Genomic DNA, 16,227 nt, shown 5'->3' on the forward strand with positions numbered 1-16,227 from the left:
TTCATGAAAATCATCACCTATAACGTCAACGGGATACGTGCAGCGCTCAAAAAGGGCTGGTTAGATTGGTTGAAAACAGCTGCGCCGGATGTAATCTGTATTCAGGAAATCAAAGCGACACCCGATCAGGTACCCGAATTGGTTTATCTGGAACAAATGGGATACGAACATTATTGGTATCCGGCACAGAAGAAAGGCTATAGCGGCACGGCGATCTTCACACGCCGAACACCAAAGCAGGTCGTCTATGGTTGTGGGCACGAGGATTATGATTTTGAAGGCCGCATGATCCGCCTAGATTTTGAAGAGCTTTCGGTGATGAGCGTATATTTCCCTTCGGGAACGACAGGCGATATTCGTCAAACGTTTAAATACCGCTTTCTGGATGATTTTCAGGCGTACAGCAACAAACTGATCGAAGAACAACCCAAGCTCGTAGTTTGTGGAGATTTCAATATCTGTCATCGCGCGATCGACATTCACAACCCCAAGTCAAACGCCAATTCTTCGGGTTTCTTGCCAGAAGAACGGGAATGGATGGAGCAGTATTTAGAATCTGGTTTCATCGATTCGTTTCGCCATCTCAACCCCGAGCCACACAATTATACCTGGTGGAGCTACCGCGCTGGTGCGCGCGGCAAAAACTTAGGCTGGCGCATCGATTACAATATGGTATCCAAAGCGTTGGAAAATCAGATTGTAAGCTCCAGCATTATACCCGAGGCAGTGCACTCAGATCATTGTCCGACTGTGGTGGAATTGGCGCTGTAACAGCCGTCAATTCCATCTCAAAAAGCGAAGCGATATGGCCTTTTAGCTTTGCTTTCACTTCTTCCATATCTAGTGCATAGCCGAGCTCGCGCTGCATAGAAGTCACATCTTTATCGTCGATGCCGCAAGGCACAATGTGGTTGAAATAATTCAGATCTGCATTCACATTGAACGCGAAACCGTGCATCGTCACCCAGCGTGAAGCACGTACGCCCATCGCGCAGATCTTGCGCGCACGCTCGTTGTCGGCATCGATCCACACGCCGGTAAAACCGGGATATCTGCCGGCTGCAATGCCATAATCGGCCAACGTCAGAATCACCGCTTCTTCCAGTACGCGCAAATACCGATGAATATCGGTAAAAAAATTATCTAGATCCAGAATCGGATATCCGACGATCTGTCCCGGTCCGTGGTACGTGATATCGCCACCACGGTTGATCTTATAAAAAGTCGCCTGATGCTTTTGCAGTCCTTCCTCGTCCAACAACAGATATTCCAAATGGCCGCTTTTCCCCAGCGTGTAGACGTGCGGATGTTCGGTGAAGATCAGGTAATTGGGCGTTGGGTTTTCTGTATTTTGTGTACGATTCTGTAGTTTGGCATCTAGCACATGGTTGAACACCGATTCTTGCCGATCCCAAGCTTCTTGGTAATCCACCAAACCCCAATCGATAAATTGCGTCTGTTTGTTTTGCATGACCTTTAGTTTTTCGACCGTATCAACTATTTAGTACAACAAATTGTTGTGAGGGTAGCGTGCCAGATGAAGTTCAGAAACCATTTCATAGAGTTTCTCGCGAAACTCTTCGACATTCACTTTGTCCGTAGCCGACACAAAAATAGCTGGCGCAGCGTGGCGACCCATCCAAGAGTTCTTAAAGTCATCCAAGGTTACCTTGATCTCTTCGCCATCCTCATCTTGTTCTACCGCGGGCTTATAGGCATCTATCTTGTTGAAAACCGTCAAAATTGGTTTGTCTAATGCGTCCAAATCTTTCAGCGTATCGTTCACAGCACGGATGTGATCTTCGAAGCTATGATGTGATATATCTACTACGTGGATCAAAATATCCGCCTCGCGTACCTCATCCAAAGTCGATTTGAAACATTCTACCAAATGGTGGGGTAGTTTTCGGATAAATCCAACCGTATCCGACAGCAAGAAAGGCAGGTTTTCGATCACGACCTTGCGTACGGTGGTATCCAACGTCGCAAATAGTTTATTTTCGATCAACACATCCGACTTAGATAACAAGTTCATGATCGTCGATTTACCCACGTTCGTGTAACCCACTAAGGCTAAGCGAATCAGTTCGCCGCGGTTCTTGCGCTGCGTTTCGTTCTGCTTATCAATGTGCTGTAAGCGCTCTTTGAATAAGGAAATCTTATTCAAAATCATCCGACGGTCACTCTCGATTTGGCTCTCACCGGGACCACGCATACCAATACCACCACGTTGGCGCTCCAAGTGAGTCCACATGCGGGTTAGTCGTGGCAATAAGTATTGTAATTGCGCCAATTCTACTTGCGTTTTCGCCTGAGCGGTCTTCGCATGGTTGGCAAAAATATCCAAGATCAGGTTGGATCTGTCCAATACCTTGATCTCAAATTCCTTCTCTATATTTCGCAGTTGCGATGGCGAAAGCTCATCGTCGAACACGACCATGTCAATTTCTTCTGCCTTGATGAATGCTTTGATTTCGTCCAACTTTCCCGATCCAACAAATGTTGCCCGATCTGGCTTGGTTAATTTTTGCGTGAAAACGCCTTTTACAATACCACCCGCCGTCTGTACCAGAAAATCCAACTCACCCAAGTATTCCTTGGCGGTTTCGTCCGAAACGCCCTGCGGAATCACACTGACTAAAATAGCCGTTTCTTGCTTCGCTGCGGTATCGTATATTTTTGGTTCTTTTCCCATTAAAAATCTCTCTCTTATTTATTGTAAAGTACAAATATACGTGTTTTTAAGAGATTTTGTCCCACGCGATAGCTGGGCTTTTGTGGGTGAGTTTCTGAAGGAATAGCTGATGTTCTGGACGTTGTAGTTCGGGATCTTGCAAGAAAATGTCGATCACCGTTTCCCGTACTTCGGTCAGCAGTGCTTGATCGGTGCTGAGGTTAGCAATTTTCATTTCCAAAATACCGGATTGTTGAGTGCCAGAAATATCGCCGGGTCCGCGCAATTGGAGGTCGACTTCGGCAATTTTGAATCCATCATTGGTTTCCACCATCGTTTCCAAGCGCTTTCTGCCGTCTTTGCTCAGCTTGTTGCTCGACATCAGAATACAGAAAGATTGCTCTGCACCGCGACCGACACGGCCGCGCAACTGATGTAGTTGCGAAAGGCCGAAGCGTTCGGCATTTTCAATGATCATCACGGATGCGTTGGGCACATTAACGCCGACTTCAATTACGGTGGTGGCCACCATGATCTGTGTTTCGCCCTTTACAAAGCGTTGCATCTCAAAATTCTTGTCCTTCACCGGCATTTTGCCGTGTACGACGCTAATGCGGTAGTTGGGCAATGGAAACTCGCGCATCAGCGATTCCAATCCGGCCTCCAGATTTAGTAAATCCAGCTTTTCGCTTTCCTTAATGAGTGGATAAACGATATAGATTTGCCGACCTTTCTGGATTTCTTCGCGCATAAAACCAAAAGCGCGCAAGCGCTGGTTTTCGAAAAAATGCACGGTTTTGATCGGTTTTCGCCCTGCCGGCAATTCATCAATCGCCGAAATGTCCAGATCGCCATACATCGTCATGGCCAAGGTGCGCGGAATCGGCGTAGCCGTCATCACCAGCATATGCGGCGGAATGGTGTTTTTCCGCCAGAGTTTGGCGCGCTGTTCCACGCCAAAGCGGTGTTGCTCATCGATCACGACGAAGCCAATGTTTTTGAAACGTACTTTGTCTTCGATCAAGGCATGTGTACCGATCAGAATATCCAGACTGCCGTCTTCTAATTGTTCATGAATGCGACGACGTTCTTTGGTCGACGTAGATCCCGTTAGCAAGGCCACCTGACACAAATCTTCACCGAGTAATTCCTTCACGCCGTGATAATGTTGTGTCGCCAAAATTTCTGTGGGCGCCATCATGCAGGCCTGAAATCCATTGTCGATCGCCAACAACATCGCCATAAGCGCGACCACCGTCTTGCCAGAGCCAACATCGCCTTGTACCAAGCGATTCATTTGTGCGCCGGTATTGGTGTCAATACGGATTTCTTTCATCACGCGTTTCTGCGCGTTGGTGAGCGGAAAGGGCAACCTCGTGTTGAAAAAGGTGTTGAAATGATCGCCTACTTGCGTAAACCGGTGACCACGGTATTTTTTGGTGTTGAGCTGTTTATTGCGCAGCAAGCGCAACTGCAACCAGAATAATTCGTCGAATTTGAGCCGACGCGACGCGGTTTCATACGCTGTTTGATCGGTCGGGAAATGAATGCTCAATATGGCTTCGCGAGCCGCAATTAGACGATGTTTCTGCCGCAAATCTGCGGGCAGATCATCTTCCCAATTCGGTAATACCGTTTCTAAGGCTTGAGCCACCAACTTCTGCAAACCTTTTGTATCCAGATTGAATTTCTTCAGTTTTTCGGTAGAAGTGTAGACCGGTTGCAAGGTTTGGTTGCCGATTTTTTTCTCAGAAGATTGGTACAATTCCATTTCTGGATGCGTGAATGAAAGTGCACCATTAAATGAGGTCGGCTTGCCGTACATGATATACACGGCGTTGAGCTGTAGCGTTTTCTTAAGCCAAGCGAGCTGCTGAAACCAAACCAATTCGACCGTTCCGGTTTCGTCTTTGAGCAATCCGACCAAGCGCTTCGCGCGCTTTTCGCCAACCTCTTGCAGGCGAATCAGTCGGCCCAACACCTGTGCGCCTAATAACGAAGAATCCAGTTGCCGGATTTTGAAAAATTGTGTACGATCGACGTAGCGGAATGGATATAGCTGTAGCATGTCGCCGATCGTGAAAATCTGCAACTCTTTTTTCAAGACGTCGGCTTTTTGTGGGCCGACGCCTTTAAGATATTCTATGGGAGTTATCGCTGTCAATACAGCCATATCGGGAAATCAGATTTTTAAGAGCCTTTTTTCCAGGCGATGACGGAGATCTCGACGTTTACGTTTTTGGGCAAAGTCTTCACAGCTACGGTTTCGCGCGCAGGCTGGTTTTCCGCAAAGTACTGTGCATATACCTCGTTGATTGTCGCAAAGTCGTCCATATTGCTAATGAAGATAGACGTTTTGACCACATCGTTGAAGCTGTATCCAGCATGCGTAAGAATAGCAGATACATTTTTGAGCACTTGATGCGTTTCATCGGCAATTCCGGTCGCTACCAATTGCATGGTTTCTGGTAAGAATGCAATCTGGCCAGAAACGTACAAGGTGTCTCCGGCTTGCACCGCTTGATTGTAAGGGCCAATGGCTTTTGGTGCTGCTTCTGTATTAAATATCTTCTTTTCAGACATGGGATATAACGTGTAATGATGTAAATATGTTGTGCTGTTCGTATGCGTACAGCTAATGTACGACACAGCAGCAAAAATCTAAAATTTAATTGCCGATGACCTTGATGGACAATTCTTTTTTTTGAGAGATAAAATTGTAGTTTTGCTTGTTATGAACTTTTTGAATATGAGGCAACGAATTGGTTTTTTATGTGTAGGATTAGTGATGATGTTTGTTTTGTTTTCTTGCGGTAGCAAGAATCGGCGAAGCAAAGTATTGGTAAAACCAAATACCGAAGTAACAGGCGTAGCGCAGGGCAAACCGGAGCTAGAAGGGCCAAAGGAGGCTGAGGTAGCACAGACATCTCGTGCCGCAGAAGTCGTAAAAGCGACGAAAGTAGCCGAGAAAGAAGTTCCGCAACCGATACGTGCGCAGCTGCCAGAAGTTCGTCGCGAATTTCGCGCAGCGTGGATCGCTACGGTAGCCAATATCAACTGGCCATCGAAAAACAACCTATCGACAGAGCAGCAGAAACAAGAAGCAATCACGCTTTTGAATCTGTTACAAGAGAATAATTTTAATGCGGTGATCTTCCAAGTAAGACCATCTGCAGATGCATTATATAATTCATCATTGGAGCCTTGGTCTTATTTCCTAACGGGCGAAACGGGTCGCAAACCGTATCCGTATTACGATCCTTTGGAGTTTTGGGTAGAAGAAGCGCATAAGCGCGGTTTGGAATTACATGTTTGGCTCAATCCATATCGGGCACATCATAGTTCCGGTGGTGGTGTGGGAAGCGCGTCGCTTGTGAAGAAATTTCCACAAAATGTGGTTCGTTTAAAAAACGGCATGTACTGGTTTGATCCAGCGGATCAAACCACACAAGATCATGCTTCGATGGTGGTACGTGATATTGTAAAACGCTATGATATTGATGGCGTGCATTTCGATGATTATTTTTACCCGTATGCATCCTATAATGGAGGCGCTGACTTTCCAGATAATACCTCGTGGAATGCCTACCGCCAACGCGGCGGCAATCTCTCGCGTCCCGACTGGCGTCGCGATCAAGTAAACCGCTTCATCAAGCGCGTTTACGGAGAGATCAAAGCCGAAAAGAAGCATGTTAAATTTGGATTGAGTCCGTTTGGAATCTGGAAACCGGGATATCCATCAGGAATTACCGGATCATCTCAATACGATGAATTGTACGCCGATGCCAAATTGTGGTTAAACGAAGGTTGGGTAGATTATTTTGCGCCACAATTGTATTGGGCGATCGATCCTCCGCGTCAAAGCTTTCCCGCTTTATTGCGTTGGTGGCAATCGGAGAACAAGCACAATCGCCACCTTTGGCCGGGCTTAAACACCGTGGAAGTGCGTACGGCAGATCGCCCGACAGAAATCGTTCGCCAAGTAGAATTGACGCGTCAAATAGTGCCGAATAGCCAAGGCGTTATTCACTGGAGTATTGCCGGCTTGACCAAAAGTCCGGCAATGGTGCAAGCATTAGTCAATGGGCCGTACAAGGAGAAAGCTTTGGTGCCTGCCTCACCTTGGTTGCAAACCACGCCGTTGATCACGCCAACCTTGTTACTCACGAAAGAAAAAACAGGCGCTGTGTTTGCCAAATGGCTGCATCGCTCGCCAGAAGACGTCAATCACTGGGTAGTATATGTCAAGTACGGTGAGAATTGGGAATATACGATCTACGATCGGGATATTACATCGACCGAATTTTCGCCCAATAAGCAGGGAGCTAAGTTGCGCGGCGTAGGGGTACAAGCTATAGATCGATTAGGCAATGCGAGTGATTATCTCGCGTACGACGTGAAATAGCGGCTTTGCAATAGCGGTTTGTGCTGCACTTTAAGAAGTTGATTTTTTTGAATAGATTTATAAAAAACAAAAGTTGATATGATCTACGCTCGACTTATTATCATCTTCCTATTAAGTGGTCTCTATCAAGTAAGCTGTTCTTCTGGCGCTAGCAAACGCGCAGAATCTTCGGTGACACCGACAGATTCGGTGACGCAGGAAGTGCCACAAATTCTGACGGGTGCCGATCAGGCAGCGAAATATCTGCGTTTAGTAAAAGGGAAGAAAGTGGGCGTGATGGCCAATCAGACTTCGATCGTCGGAGATACGAGTACACATCTGGTCGATTATTTATTAGCCGAAGATGTCGACGTGAAGTTTGTATTTGCACCCGAGCATGGCTTTCGTGGGCAAGTAGAGCGTGGCGAAAAAGTTGACAATGAGGTAGACGCCAAAACGGGCATTCCGTTGCCGACTTTGTACGGTGGCAACGACAAGCAGGATGAGATTGTGCAATCTATCGACGTGATGATCTTTGATCTGCAAGATGTGGGTGCACGATTCTATACCTACATTACTTCGTTGCATCGCGTGATGGAGCTTTGTGCCAAACACAATAAGCCACTCATCGTTCTAGATCGCCCGAACCCATGTGGCGATCAAGTAGATGGACCAGTCCGATCGGATGATCGTTTTAAAGCCAATATTTCCTTTCATAAAATTGCGATGGTGCATGGCCTTACTATTGGAGAGCTGGCGCAAATGATTAATGGAGAACGCTGGCTCGAAGAAGGCCGCACTTGTGAGCTACATATTATTCCTGTTCAACATTATACGCACGCTACACGCTATGTGTTGCCCGTGGTGCCATCTCCAAGTTTACCAAACGATGTCTCTGTGCGGCTATATTCTTCTTTGTGTTTATTTGAGGCTACCGATTTTTCTATCGGCCGAGGCACTGATTGGCCTTTTCAGGTTGTCGGATATCCAGACCCTGTGTTTGGAGATTTTAAATTTACACCTGGCGAAAAATCGGGTATGGCCAAGCACGTGGAAGGCAAAGGGCAGCTAAATTACGGATTGGATCTGCGCGGTATAGATCCCGATCAACAGCAGTTTACGTTGCATTACCTATTAGATTTTTACCAGAAAATGCCGGATAAGAAAAGATTTTTCACCCGTTCGGATTTCTTCGACAAGCTGGCGGGTACCGATCAATTGCGGCAGCAAATCATCGCTGGTATGACGGAATCGGAAATCAGGAATTCGTGGAAGGAAGAATTGACGACTTATAAAACAATGCGCAAGAAGTACTTGCTATATCCAGATTTTGAATAAAGTAAAAACAGACATTTACCAGCACTCTATTTATCCTATTATGATCATCAGAACGACCGAAAAAGAATCGAATCACCAAGGGTTGGATAAAATGTCGACCACCGAATTGTTGACTAATATCAACCAAGAAGATCATTCCGTGCCCGATGCGGTAGCATTGGCCATTCCAGCTATTGAGAAGTTAGTAGATATTACCGCTGATCGGATGAAAGCTGGTGGACGCCTTTTTTACATTGGAGCTGGCACGAGCGGTCGCTTAGGTGTGGTCGACGCTTCTGAATGTCCGCCCACGTTTGGTGTGCCAGCCGATTGGGTGATGGGATTGATTGCAGGTGGCGATACCGCGATTCGCAAAGCGGTCGAAAATGCAGAAGATGACGCGGAGCAAGCTTGGAAAGATCTGGAAGCGTATGACATTAATTCGAAAGATGTCATAGTCGGCATAGCCGCGTCAGGAACGACGCCTTATGTCATTGGCGGATTAGCGCGCGCAAACGCAGCTGGTTTGGCAACAGGCTGTATTGTGTGTAATGCGGGATCGCCTATTGCGACAGCAGCGCAATATCCGGTAGAAGTGGTGGTAGGCCCTGAATTTGTGACTGGCTCGACACGAATGAAAGCTGGCACTGCACAAAAATTGGTCTTGAATATGTTGAGCACAGCTGTGATGATTAAGCTCGGCCGCGTAAAAGGAAATAAAATGGTGGATATGCAGCTATCCAATCATAAGTTAGTCGCGCGTGCGGTACAGATGGTGATGGATGAAACGGGTGCCAACGAAGCCAGTGCAAAAGCTTACCTAGAAAAGTATGGCAGTGTGCGTGCTGCGGCTACGCATTATGAAGCAGATCTGAAAAACTCTTAACGCCCTAATTTATGTCGCCGATTATCTTATTATGTTTTCTGATTGTGTACTTTGGCGTGCTATTGTCCATTGCGCATTTTACCTCCAGAAAATCTTCTGACAACGCTACTTTCTTTGTGGCTAACCGCAATGCGAAATGGTATATGGTGGCTTTCGGAATGATTGGCACCGCGCTTTCTGGTGTTACCTTTATCTCTGTTCCCGGAGCTGTAGGCGCCAATGATTTCAGTTACTTTCAGTTTGTGCTAGGGAATGCACTCGGCTTTGTGCTGATTGCTTACGTGTTGTTGCCATTGTATTACCGACTTAATCTTACGTCGATCTATACCTATCTGGAAGAGCGGCTGGGACATCGTAGCTACAAAACGGGGGCGATGATCTTTTTGATTTCACGCACCATTGGTTCGGCTTTTCGATTGTATCTGGTCGCGATTATTCTCCAAAAATTTATCTTCGATGCATGGAATGTACCTTTCGTAGTAACGATCGCGATCTGTCTCCTATTGATATGGCTGTACACTAATAAAGGCGGACTGAAAACTATTATCATTACTGATTTATTGCAAACATTCTTTTTGTTGTTGGCGGTTGTGCTGTCTATTTATTTTATGGCCGATGGCTTGGGTTTGTCGGTGTTGGAGGCTTTCGATGCGGTCAAGGAAAGTACGTATTCGCAGATCTTCGTCTGGGAAGACTTTTTAGGTTCGCGCAACCATTTTTGGAAGCATGTGATTGGCGGTGCATTTGTGACGATTGCGATGACCGGATTGGATCAGGATCTTATGCAGAAGAATTTGAGTATGCGCACGATTGGTGAAGCGCAGAAAAATATGCTGACCTTCACGGGTATATTTATCATCATCAACCTATTTTTCCTCTGCGTCGGAGCATTGCTTTACATCTACGCCGCGAAAAATCAGGTGGATCTTTCGGCAATGCGTACGCCAGATTATCTTTATCCAGAGATTGCGCTAAATTATCTGACCGTACTGCCCGGTATTATATTTATGTTGGGACTTACGGCGGCTACATTTGCCACCACAGATTCTGCATTGACGGCCTTGACCACTTCATTCTGTGTAGATTTTCTACAATTTAATAAGAAAGCAGATCCGAATGCCCCACATTTGATTCGCCAACGGAATTACGTACATGCTGGATTTTCAGTCATTATGCTATTGGTGATTATGATCTTCCGGATCGTGAATGATGATTCGGTGGTAAATGCAATTTTCACGGCGGCTGGTTATACGTATGGGCCTTTGTTGGGCTTATTTGCTTTTGGCATATTAACGCGTTTGCGTGTACATGACCAGTTGGTTCCGATCATCAGCGTGATTGCTCCAACCATTATTTATTTAGTCATTAATACAGATTCTCTGTTTGCGCTGGGGAGTTATCAGGTCGGTTTTGAACTCATTATTTATAATGGTTTGCTCACCTTTCTATTGCTATTACTGACTTCTCCGGGTAAGATGCCTGCTGAAAATGAGTTGGTGCAGAAAGTGCCCAGGCGTTAGGCATACTGTTAAAAGAACTTAACTAATGATTGCTTTTTTGCGCAGCTAGTAAAAATCGTTTATGTTTGATCATAGATCTATATTTTGAGTATGCACGATAGCTACAATGAAACCATTGCCTACATCCGTCGGAAGATAGGCGATTTTGTGCCTGAATTTGGTATTGTCCTAGGCACAGGCCTAGGAAAGTTGGCCAATGAAATTGATATCACTCACCAGTTGATGTATTCCAATATTCCCAATTTCCCCATCTCGACCGTAGAGTTTCATACAGGGAAATTGATTTTTGGACAATTAAATGGCCGCAATGTCGTAGCCATGCAGGGTAGATTGCATTATTACGAAGGCTATGATATGCAAGAGATCACTTTCCCGGTGCGTATTATGAAGCTGTTGGGGATTCAGAAATTGTTTCTATCCAATGCTTCCGGGTCTTTAAATCCAGATATCAAAAGAGGAGATCTTGCGATTATCGACGATCATATCAATCTGCTGCCCGATAATCCGCTGCGCGGAGCAAACAATGACGACTTTGGGCCGCGTTTTCCCGATATGAGCCAGCCATATGACGCGGCGATGATCGAGCAAAGCTTATCGATCGCACATAATTTGGGTTACAAGGCACATAAAGCGGTATATGTTGCTGCGCCAGGACCAAACTTAGAAACGCGTGCCGAATATCGGTACATGCGTATTATTGGCGGCGACATTGTCGGGATGAGCACCGTGCCTGAAGTGATCGTAGCGCATCATATGAGTTTGCCCGTTTGTGCGATTTCCGTCGTGACCGACGAAGGGTTTCATGCGAATCTGCATCCAGTTTCTTTGCAAGAGATTGTGGAAGTCGCATCTGATGCGGAGCCCAAATTAACGCGACTGTTAAAAGAACTAATTGTGTTGCAATAAATTGGCGCATAAGATGTATTTTTGTCTCAATTTGCCGGGAATTTACTAAAGATGATCTTGTTGAGGGCGTTTCTATTGTGTGTCGTGTTATGTTGTTTGTCTTTTGTGGCTATTGCACAAGAGCAAGAGTTCAGTTCGGCCCTAGATTCTGCGCGAGCAGCAGAGGATAACAAGCAAGATTCGGTGGTTTTCTCGGCGCGCTTTGTGCGTTATACTACCTTAGCAGCGCTTAAGCAACGCACACAGACTTTTCAGATCGACACCACGCATCACAACTTTCAGTATTATAATAAGCAACTGCAGCCGTGGAATCCTAGTATCAATTTGGGGGCATATGGTTTAGCGACCCGTGATTTATTATTCAATCCCAATAAAAGTATCGGTTTTCAAACGGGATATAATGCGCTAGACCGTTATTTGGTGAAAGCAGACTCTGTGCAATATTACCGTGCGCGAGCTCGGTATTCGGAATTGTATGCCGTTGGTTTTTTCTTTAATGATCAGATCTTTCGGGCAAAGCTAGCACAAAATATTCACTCTCGTCTCAACATCGGGGCCGAATATAATGCGGCCAACACGGATGGTTTTTATCAGAATCAACAATATAGTGACCGAAAAGGAAGCGTATTCTCTTGGTATGAATCACCTAGTTTGCGATACAACCTCTTGACGAATTTTACGTTTAATACGTTGGATGCCTCAGAAAATGGTTCTATTGTGAATGATGAGGTATTCTCCAATAATCCAGAAAGTAGAGGGTCCTTAAGTGAAATTCCTAATCTTCGGGGTGCGAATGCGGATCGTCCGCGGACGAAGTGGAAGGATGTCGGTTTTTTTATGCGGCAATCGCTTTATGTTGGCCGTATTGATACGATCAATAAAAATCTTCCAGAGATGGAAATCCGGCCTACCAATGTCATGGCGCATAATCTCTATTTGCAAAATCGGCGTTATATGTTTTACAAGAACGAAGCTGATGCCAATGGGATATTTCCACTCAACAACTTGGTGCAGGTAGGAGATACTACTAGAGTAACCACATTGACGAATGAATTTACGTATAGTTTCTTTCTGCGTAGTCCATCATTAGCCAACGAAATTAAGTTGGATTTGGGCTTTCAGAATGATTTGATTTGGTATGGGGAAGATAGGCAACGCGACTCTAATAATATCGCGCTATTGCAAGATACCATCTATCGAACAACGTTTCAAAATAGTATGATCAAGGGCCGTTTAGGTTATCAGTTCTCGGATCGCGTAGATGTAAGCTTGGGTGTAAACCAAATTGTATTGGGGGAGAATTTTGGAGATTTTCTCTACGAAGCACAAGCTAATATTTCCGGAGGGGATAATTTGGGTCATATCCAATTAGGCGCCTATACGCAAAGTAAATCTCCAGAAATGATTTTTCAGCGAGCCAACTTGTCGTACCATCAATGGCGCCCTGAAGAAACTAATTTTAGTAACACAAGAACGCAGAATCTCTCGTTTTCCTATGTGAACCCGAAGTTACGCTTCTCTGGTAAGGCCGAGTATTTTCTAATGGATGGATTTCTCTATTTCAGAGAAGTGGCTAATCCGCAAGACGATCCTGCTTTTAGTCGTGTTATTGAGCCGGCGCAGCATGGAGCACTAAATTTGTTGAAGCTAACAGTGACACAAAATTTTAGCTTTAGAAAATTTCATTTGGACAATAGAGCGGTTTATCAAAAATCGGATGCCATGGACGTACTGGCTATCCCAGAATTATACACGTGGCATAGCTTTTACTATGCCGACGTACTTAGTGAGGTGTTAGATTTTAGATTAGGATTGGATGCTCGCTTCAACACGCCATTTCGAAATCCTTCGTATGCATTAAATGCGGGTCAGTTTTACAACGACAACGCGGATATCGAATTCTCAACTTATCCGATTTTCGATATTTGGGCTACGGCCAATATCAAACGCGTAAATTTATTCTTAAGTTATAATTTCGTAAACCAACATATTGCACCGAATGGATTCTACACCGTTAGAAGATATCCGATGCAAGATGCCAACATCCGCTTTGGATTATCGTGGAAATTCTACGATTAATTTATTAAACCTCAATCAATTTATGCTATAAGATGGTTTAACCATGGTGTACACCACGACATCAGGTTATAAATTAATATGCGTACTTTTGTAGTGAAATGGGTAAAATTCAGAACATAGTTTCAAGTATTTCAAAAAAATCAAAAGAAAAATTGGTATTTAATCATATTCACTTGTTTATTCTAGGCGAACATGGAGGAGATGCCGTGCGAAATACATTGGCCACTATTATTCCCGGTCTTCTTCTCTTTCACCTCGGATACCTAGATCAAGCCATTATGATTGGCTTGGGGACTTTATTTGCATCGCTTACGGATCTGCCGGGCAATCGTAAGAATAAGTTGCAATCGGCACTGTGGACTATTCCTTTGTTTGGTATTACGGCTTGGATCACGGCAAGTGCGATTACCTTTCCTGTTGTTTTGATCTTGTGGTTGATGATTGCCGCATTTGGTTTCACCATGATTTCCATTTATGGCGGACGCTTCGCTGCGATGGGATTGATGGCCTTGATTTTAGTTACGTTTACCGTTGGCCTTTGGCCAGCAGACCCACTCACCTATGGTCTGTATATTACATTGGGTGTATTTTGGTATTTCCTCATCAGCGTATTACAAGTGCTATTATTCCCCTATCGATCATTGCGCTATGCGATTGCAGATAGCTTTTATCGTATGGCGGTGATGCTAAAAAATAAGGCGCAATTTTATGATGAACGAGTACCACTTGAAAGTGCTTATAAACAATTGGGTAAACGGCATCTGCAAGTGAGTGAGCAGCAGGAAAACGTACGCAATCTACTGCTACGGGAAAAACGGTTGACAGATTCATCATCTGATGCTAGTGAATATTGGATCAAGCAAACTTTGGGCGTCACCGACCTATATGAATTGTTGGCTGCGCTGGATCACGATTACGATGCGATTCGAAAGCTATTGGCGCCATGGCAGGTATTAGAATCTATTCGAACGCTAATACTATTATTGTCTGACGAGGTAGATTTCCTATCGTGGAAAAGTGCGCGCGGCCTGCAAGTGACCAAGCGCCATACGAAGGATGCGGAAATAGAGCAGATTATGCGTACGTTATCCGCAAAACTCGATACGCTCTCTGGTGAAGAGGCGCAGGTGTTGGGAGCCACCATTCGCAATTCCCGTTCTATTATAGCATGCATTCACCGAATCCGATGGGTGCTGGATGGGAAAGATACGCAACAGCCCGTATATGGGCAATATAGTTATTCACGCTACATAGCACGTGCTCCGCGTGGTGTGAGTGCGTTGCGGTATCAGTTTTCCTTTCGTACGGCCGTGTTTCCCTTTGCGCTACGTTTGGCATTGTTATTTGGTATTGGAGGCAGTATCGGATTGCTTTTGCCAGAATATCATTATACCTATTGGATTCTGATTACGTTGGTCGTGGTGGCCAGACCTGGATTTGCCAATACAAATACGCGAAATACCCAGCGAATTATCGGAACGTTAGCGGGCGTCTTATTGGGCTCCATGCTGTTATTACTGATATCGTCTCCAGCTGTTTTATTGTCATTAGCGGTTTGTGGCTTATTTGGATTTTTCTTTTTCAATCGGATCAACTATATGCTCAGCGTGCTATGCCTTACGCCAGGAATTATCATGGCGCTGCATGTATATGAAGGCAATATGGTTGATATACTGGGTAGCCGAATTATCTTTACGTTGATTGGTAGTCTGTTGGCCTTGGCGGGGTGGTTTTTCATTCCGGTACGGCAGAGCAAAGGATTGACAAAATTGGCGGCCGATGTGGTGGATAGAGGAGAAGAGTACCGTAAGGTAGTGCTACAAAAAATTAGCCGACTAGATGTGGATGCCAATGATCTTCGTTTGGCTAGGAAGATGGCGCATGGCGCTTTGGCAGCCTTCTCTTCGGCGATGGATCAATTGCGTCGTGAACCTGGTGCCAAACGCCGGAATTGGCGGCGTTTGTATACGTTTCATTCGCTAGCATATCGCGTCAACTCATTAATGATTGGGTTATCGGTAGCGGCTGCAGAAGTGGGCAACGAACAGGATGCTGCGGCATTGCTACCGCGTACATCTTACTTAGATGCGCTGCATGCAGATTTACAGAAGCTGTCTGGCGAGTTGTAGAAATCTATCTCCTTGATAATCCGTATGATTGGTGTTTTATTGCGTTAATTTGGGTAAATAGTTTTGAAAATCAGATTTTAGGCATATATTTGCACACGCAAACAAGAAGGAGAATTAGCTCAGCTGGTTCAGAGCACCTGCCTTACAAGCAGGGGGTCACTGGTTCGAACCCAGTATTCTCCACCATAGTAAAAAAAGGAGGATTAGCTCAGCTGGTTCAGAGCACCTGCCTTACAAGCAGGGGGTCACTGGTTCGAACCCAGTATCCTCCACTCCAAAAAAAGCATCAAGAAATTGATGCTTTTTACTTTTACCCAGAGCGCATATTTTCT

12 protein-coding genes and 2 tRNA genes are annotated in these 16,227 nt (G+C 45.2%); 10 read left to right on the plus strand and 4 right to left on the minus strand.

Features of this window, described 5'->3' with window-relative positions:
- The first annotated feature begins 3 nt into the window (after nucleotides 1–3).
- Nucleotides 4–771: an exodeoxyribonuclease III gene (locus tag AC3IRT_RS00410; protein ID WP_489394586.1), complete on the plus strand. Its 768-nt coding sequence runs from the start codon at nucleotides 4–6 to the stop codon at nucleotides 769–771.
- On the opposite strand, the gene lipB is transcribed toward AC3IRT_RS00410, so the two are convergent.
- From lipB to AC3IRT_RS00430, 4 genes are read right to left on the minus strand one after another with little or no spacing between them, the layout of a single operon-like run.
- Nucleotides 713–1,471 carry a lipoyl(octanoyl) transferase LipB gene (gene lipB, locus AC3IRT_RS00415; RefSeq protein WP_489394587.1) on the minus strand — a complete coding sequence of 253 codons (759 nt, stop codon included), beginning with the start codon at nucleotides 1,469–1,471 and terminating at the stop codon, nucleotides 713–715. The genes AC3IRT_RS00410 and lipB overlap by 59 nt on opposite strands.
- A gap of 30 nt (nucleotides 1,472–1,501) precedes the next feature.
- Complete coding sequence (hflX, locus tag AC3IRT_RS00420; RefSeq protein ID WP_489394588.1) at nucleotides 1,502–2,695, minus strand: GTPase HflX; 1,194 nt, start codon at nucleotides 2,693–2,695, stop codon at nucleotides 1,502–1,504.
- 46 nt (nucleotides 2,696–2,741) lie between these two features.
- Nucleotides 2,742–4,847 carry an ATP-dependent DNA helicase RecG gene (gene recG / locus AC3IRT_RS00425; RefSeq protein ID WP_489394589.1) on the minus strand — a complete coding sequence of 702 codons (2,106 nt, stop codon included), beginning with the start codon at nucleotides 4,845–4,847 and terminating at the stop codon, nucleotides 2,742–2,744.
- Nucleotides 4,848–4,864: 17 nt separating this feature from the next.
- The gene (locus AC3IRT_RS00430) at nucleotides 4,865–5,257 is read right to left on the minus strand and encodes a RidA family protein (protein WP_489394590.1); all 393 of its coding nucleotides are present in this window, start codon (nucleotides 5,255–5,257) and stop codon (nucleotides 4,865–4,867) included.
- A 166-nt stretch (nucleotides 5,258–5,423) separates the two neighbouring features.
- Between AC3IRT_RS00430 and AC3IRT_RS00435 the strand changes: the two genes are divergently transcribed.
- The 9 genes from AC3IRT_RS00435 to AC3IRT_RS00475 all read left to right on the plus strand — a co-directional run bounded on the left by AC3IRT_RS00435 (nucleotide 5,424) and on the right by AC3IRT_RS00475 (nucleotide 16,167).
- Nucleotides 5,424–7,079: a glycoside hydrolase family 10-like protein gene (locus AC3IRT_RS00435; protein WP_489394591.1), complete on the plus strand. Its 1,656-nt coding sequence runs from the start codon at nucleotides 5,424–5,426 to the stop codon at nucleotides 7,077–7,079.
- A gap of 78 nt (nucleotides 7,080–7,157) precedes the next feature.
- Entirely contained in the window at nucleotides 7,158–8,396 is a 1,239-nt protein-coding gene (locus AC3IRT_RS00440) for an exo-beta-N-acetylmuramidase NamZ family protein (RefSeq protein WP_489394592.1), read from the plus strand.
- Nucleotides 8,397–8,436: 40 nt separating this feature from the next.
- Nucleotides 8,437–9,261 (plus strand): N-acetylmuramic acid 6-phosphate etherase, encoded by an 825-nt coding sequence (gene murQ / locus AC3IRT_RS00445; RefSeq protein ID WP_489396151.1) that lies wholly within the window; start codon nucleotides 8,437–8,439, stop codon nucleotides 9,259–9,261.
- Between the two features lie 11 nt (nucleotides 9,262–9,272).
- Nucleotides 9,273–10,781 (plus strand): sodium:solute symporter, encoded by a 1,509-nt coding sequence (locus AC3IRT_RS00450; protein WP_489394593.1) that lies wholly within the window; start codon nucleotides 9,273–9,275, stop codon nucleotides 10,779–10,781.
- A 90-nt stretch (nucleotides 10,782–10,871) separates the two neighbouring features.
- Complete coding sequence (locus tag AC3IRT_RS00455; RefSeq protein WP_489394594.1) at nucleotides 10,872–11,687, plus strand: purine-nucleoside phosphorylase; 816 nt, start codon at nucleotides 10,872–10,874, stop codon at nucleotides 11,685–11,687.
- 51 nt (nucleotides 11,688–11,738) lie between these two features.
- Entirely contained in the window at nucleotides 11,739–13,766 is a 2,028-nt protein-coding gene (locus AC3IRT_RS00460) for a putative porin (RefSeq protein WP_489394595.1), read from the plus strand.
- Between the two features lie 152 nt (nucleotides 13,767–13,918).
- On the plus strand, nucleotides 13,919–15,895 hold the full coding sequence (locus AC3IRT_RS00465) for an FUSC family membrane protein (RefSeq protein WP_489394596.1): 1,977 nt from the start codon (nucleotides 13,919–13,921) through the stop codon (nucleotides 15,893–15,895).
- 108 nt (nucleotides 15,896–16,003) lie between these two features.
- A tRNA-Val gene (locus AC3IRT_RS00470) sits at nucleotides 16,004–16,081 on the plus strand.
- A gap of 11 nt (nucleotides 16,082–16,092) precedes the next feature.
- Nucleotides 16,093–16,167: transfer RNA gene (locus AC3IRT_RS00475), tRNA-Val, on the plus strand.
- Nucleotides 16,168–16,227: the final 60 nt, after the last annotated feature.

The organism is Sphingobacterium sp. KH_072, assembly GCF_057837975.1.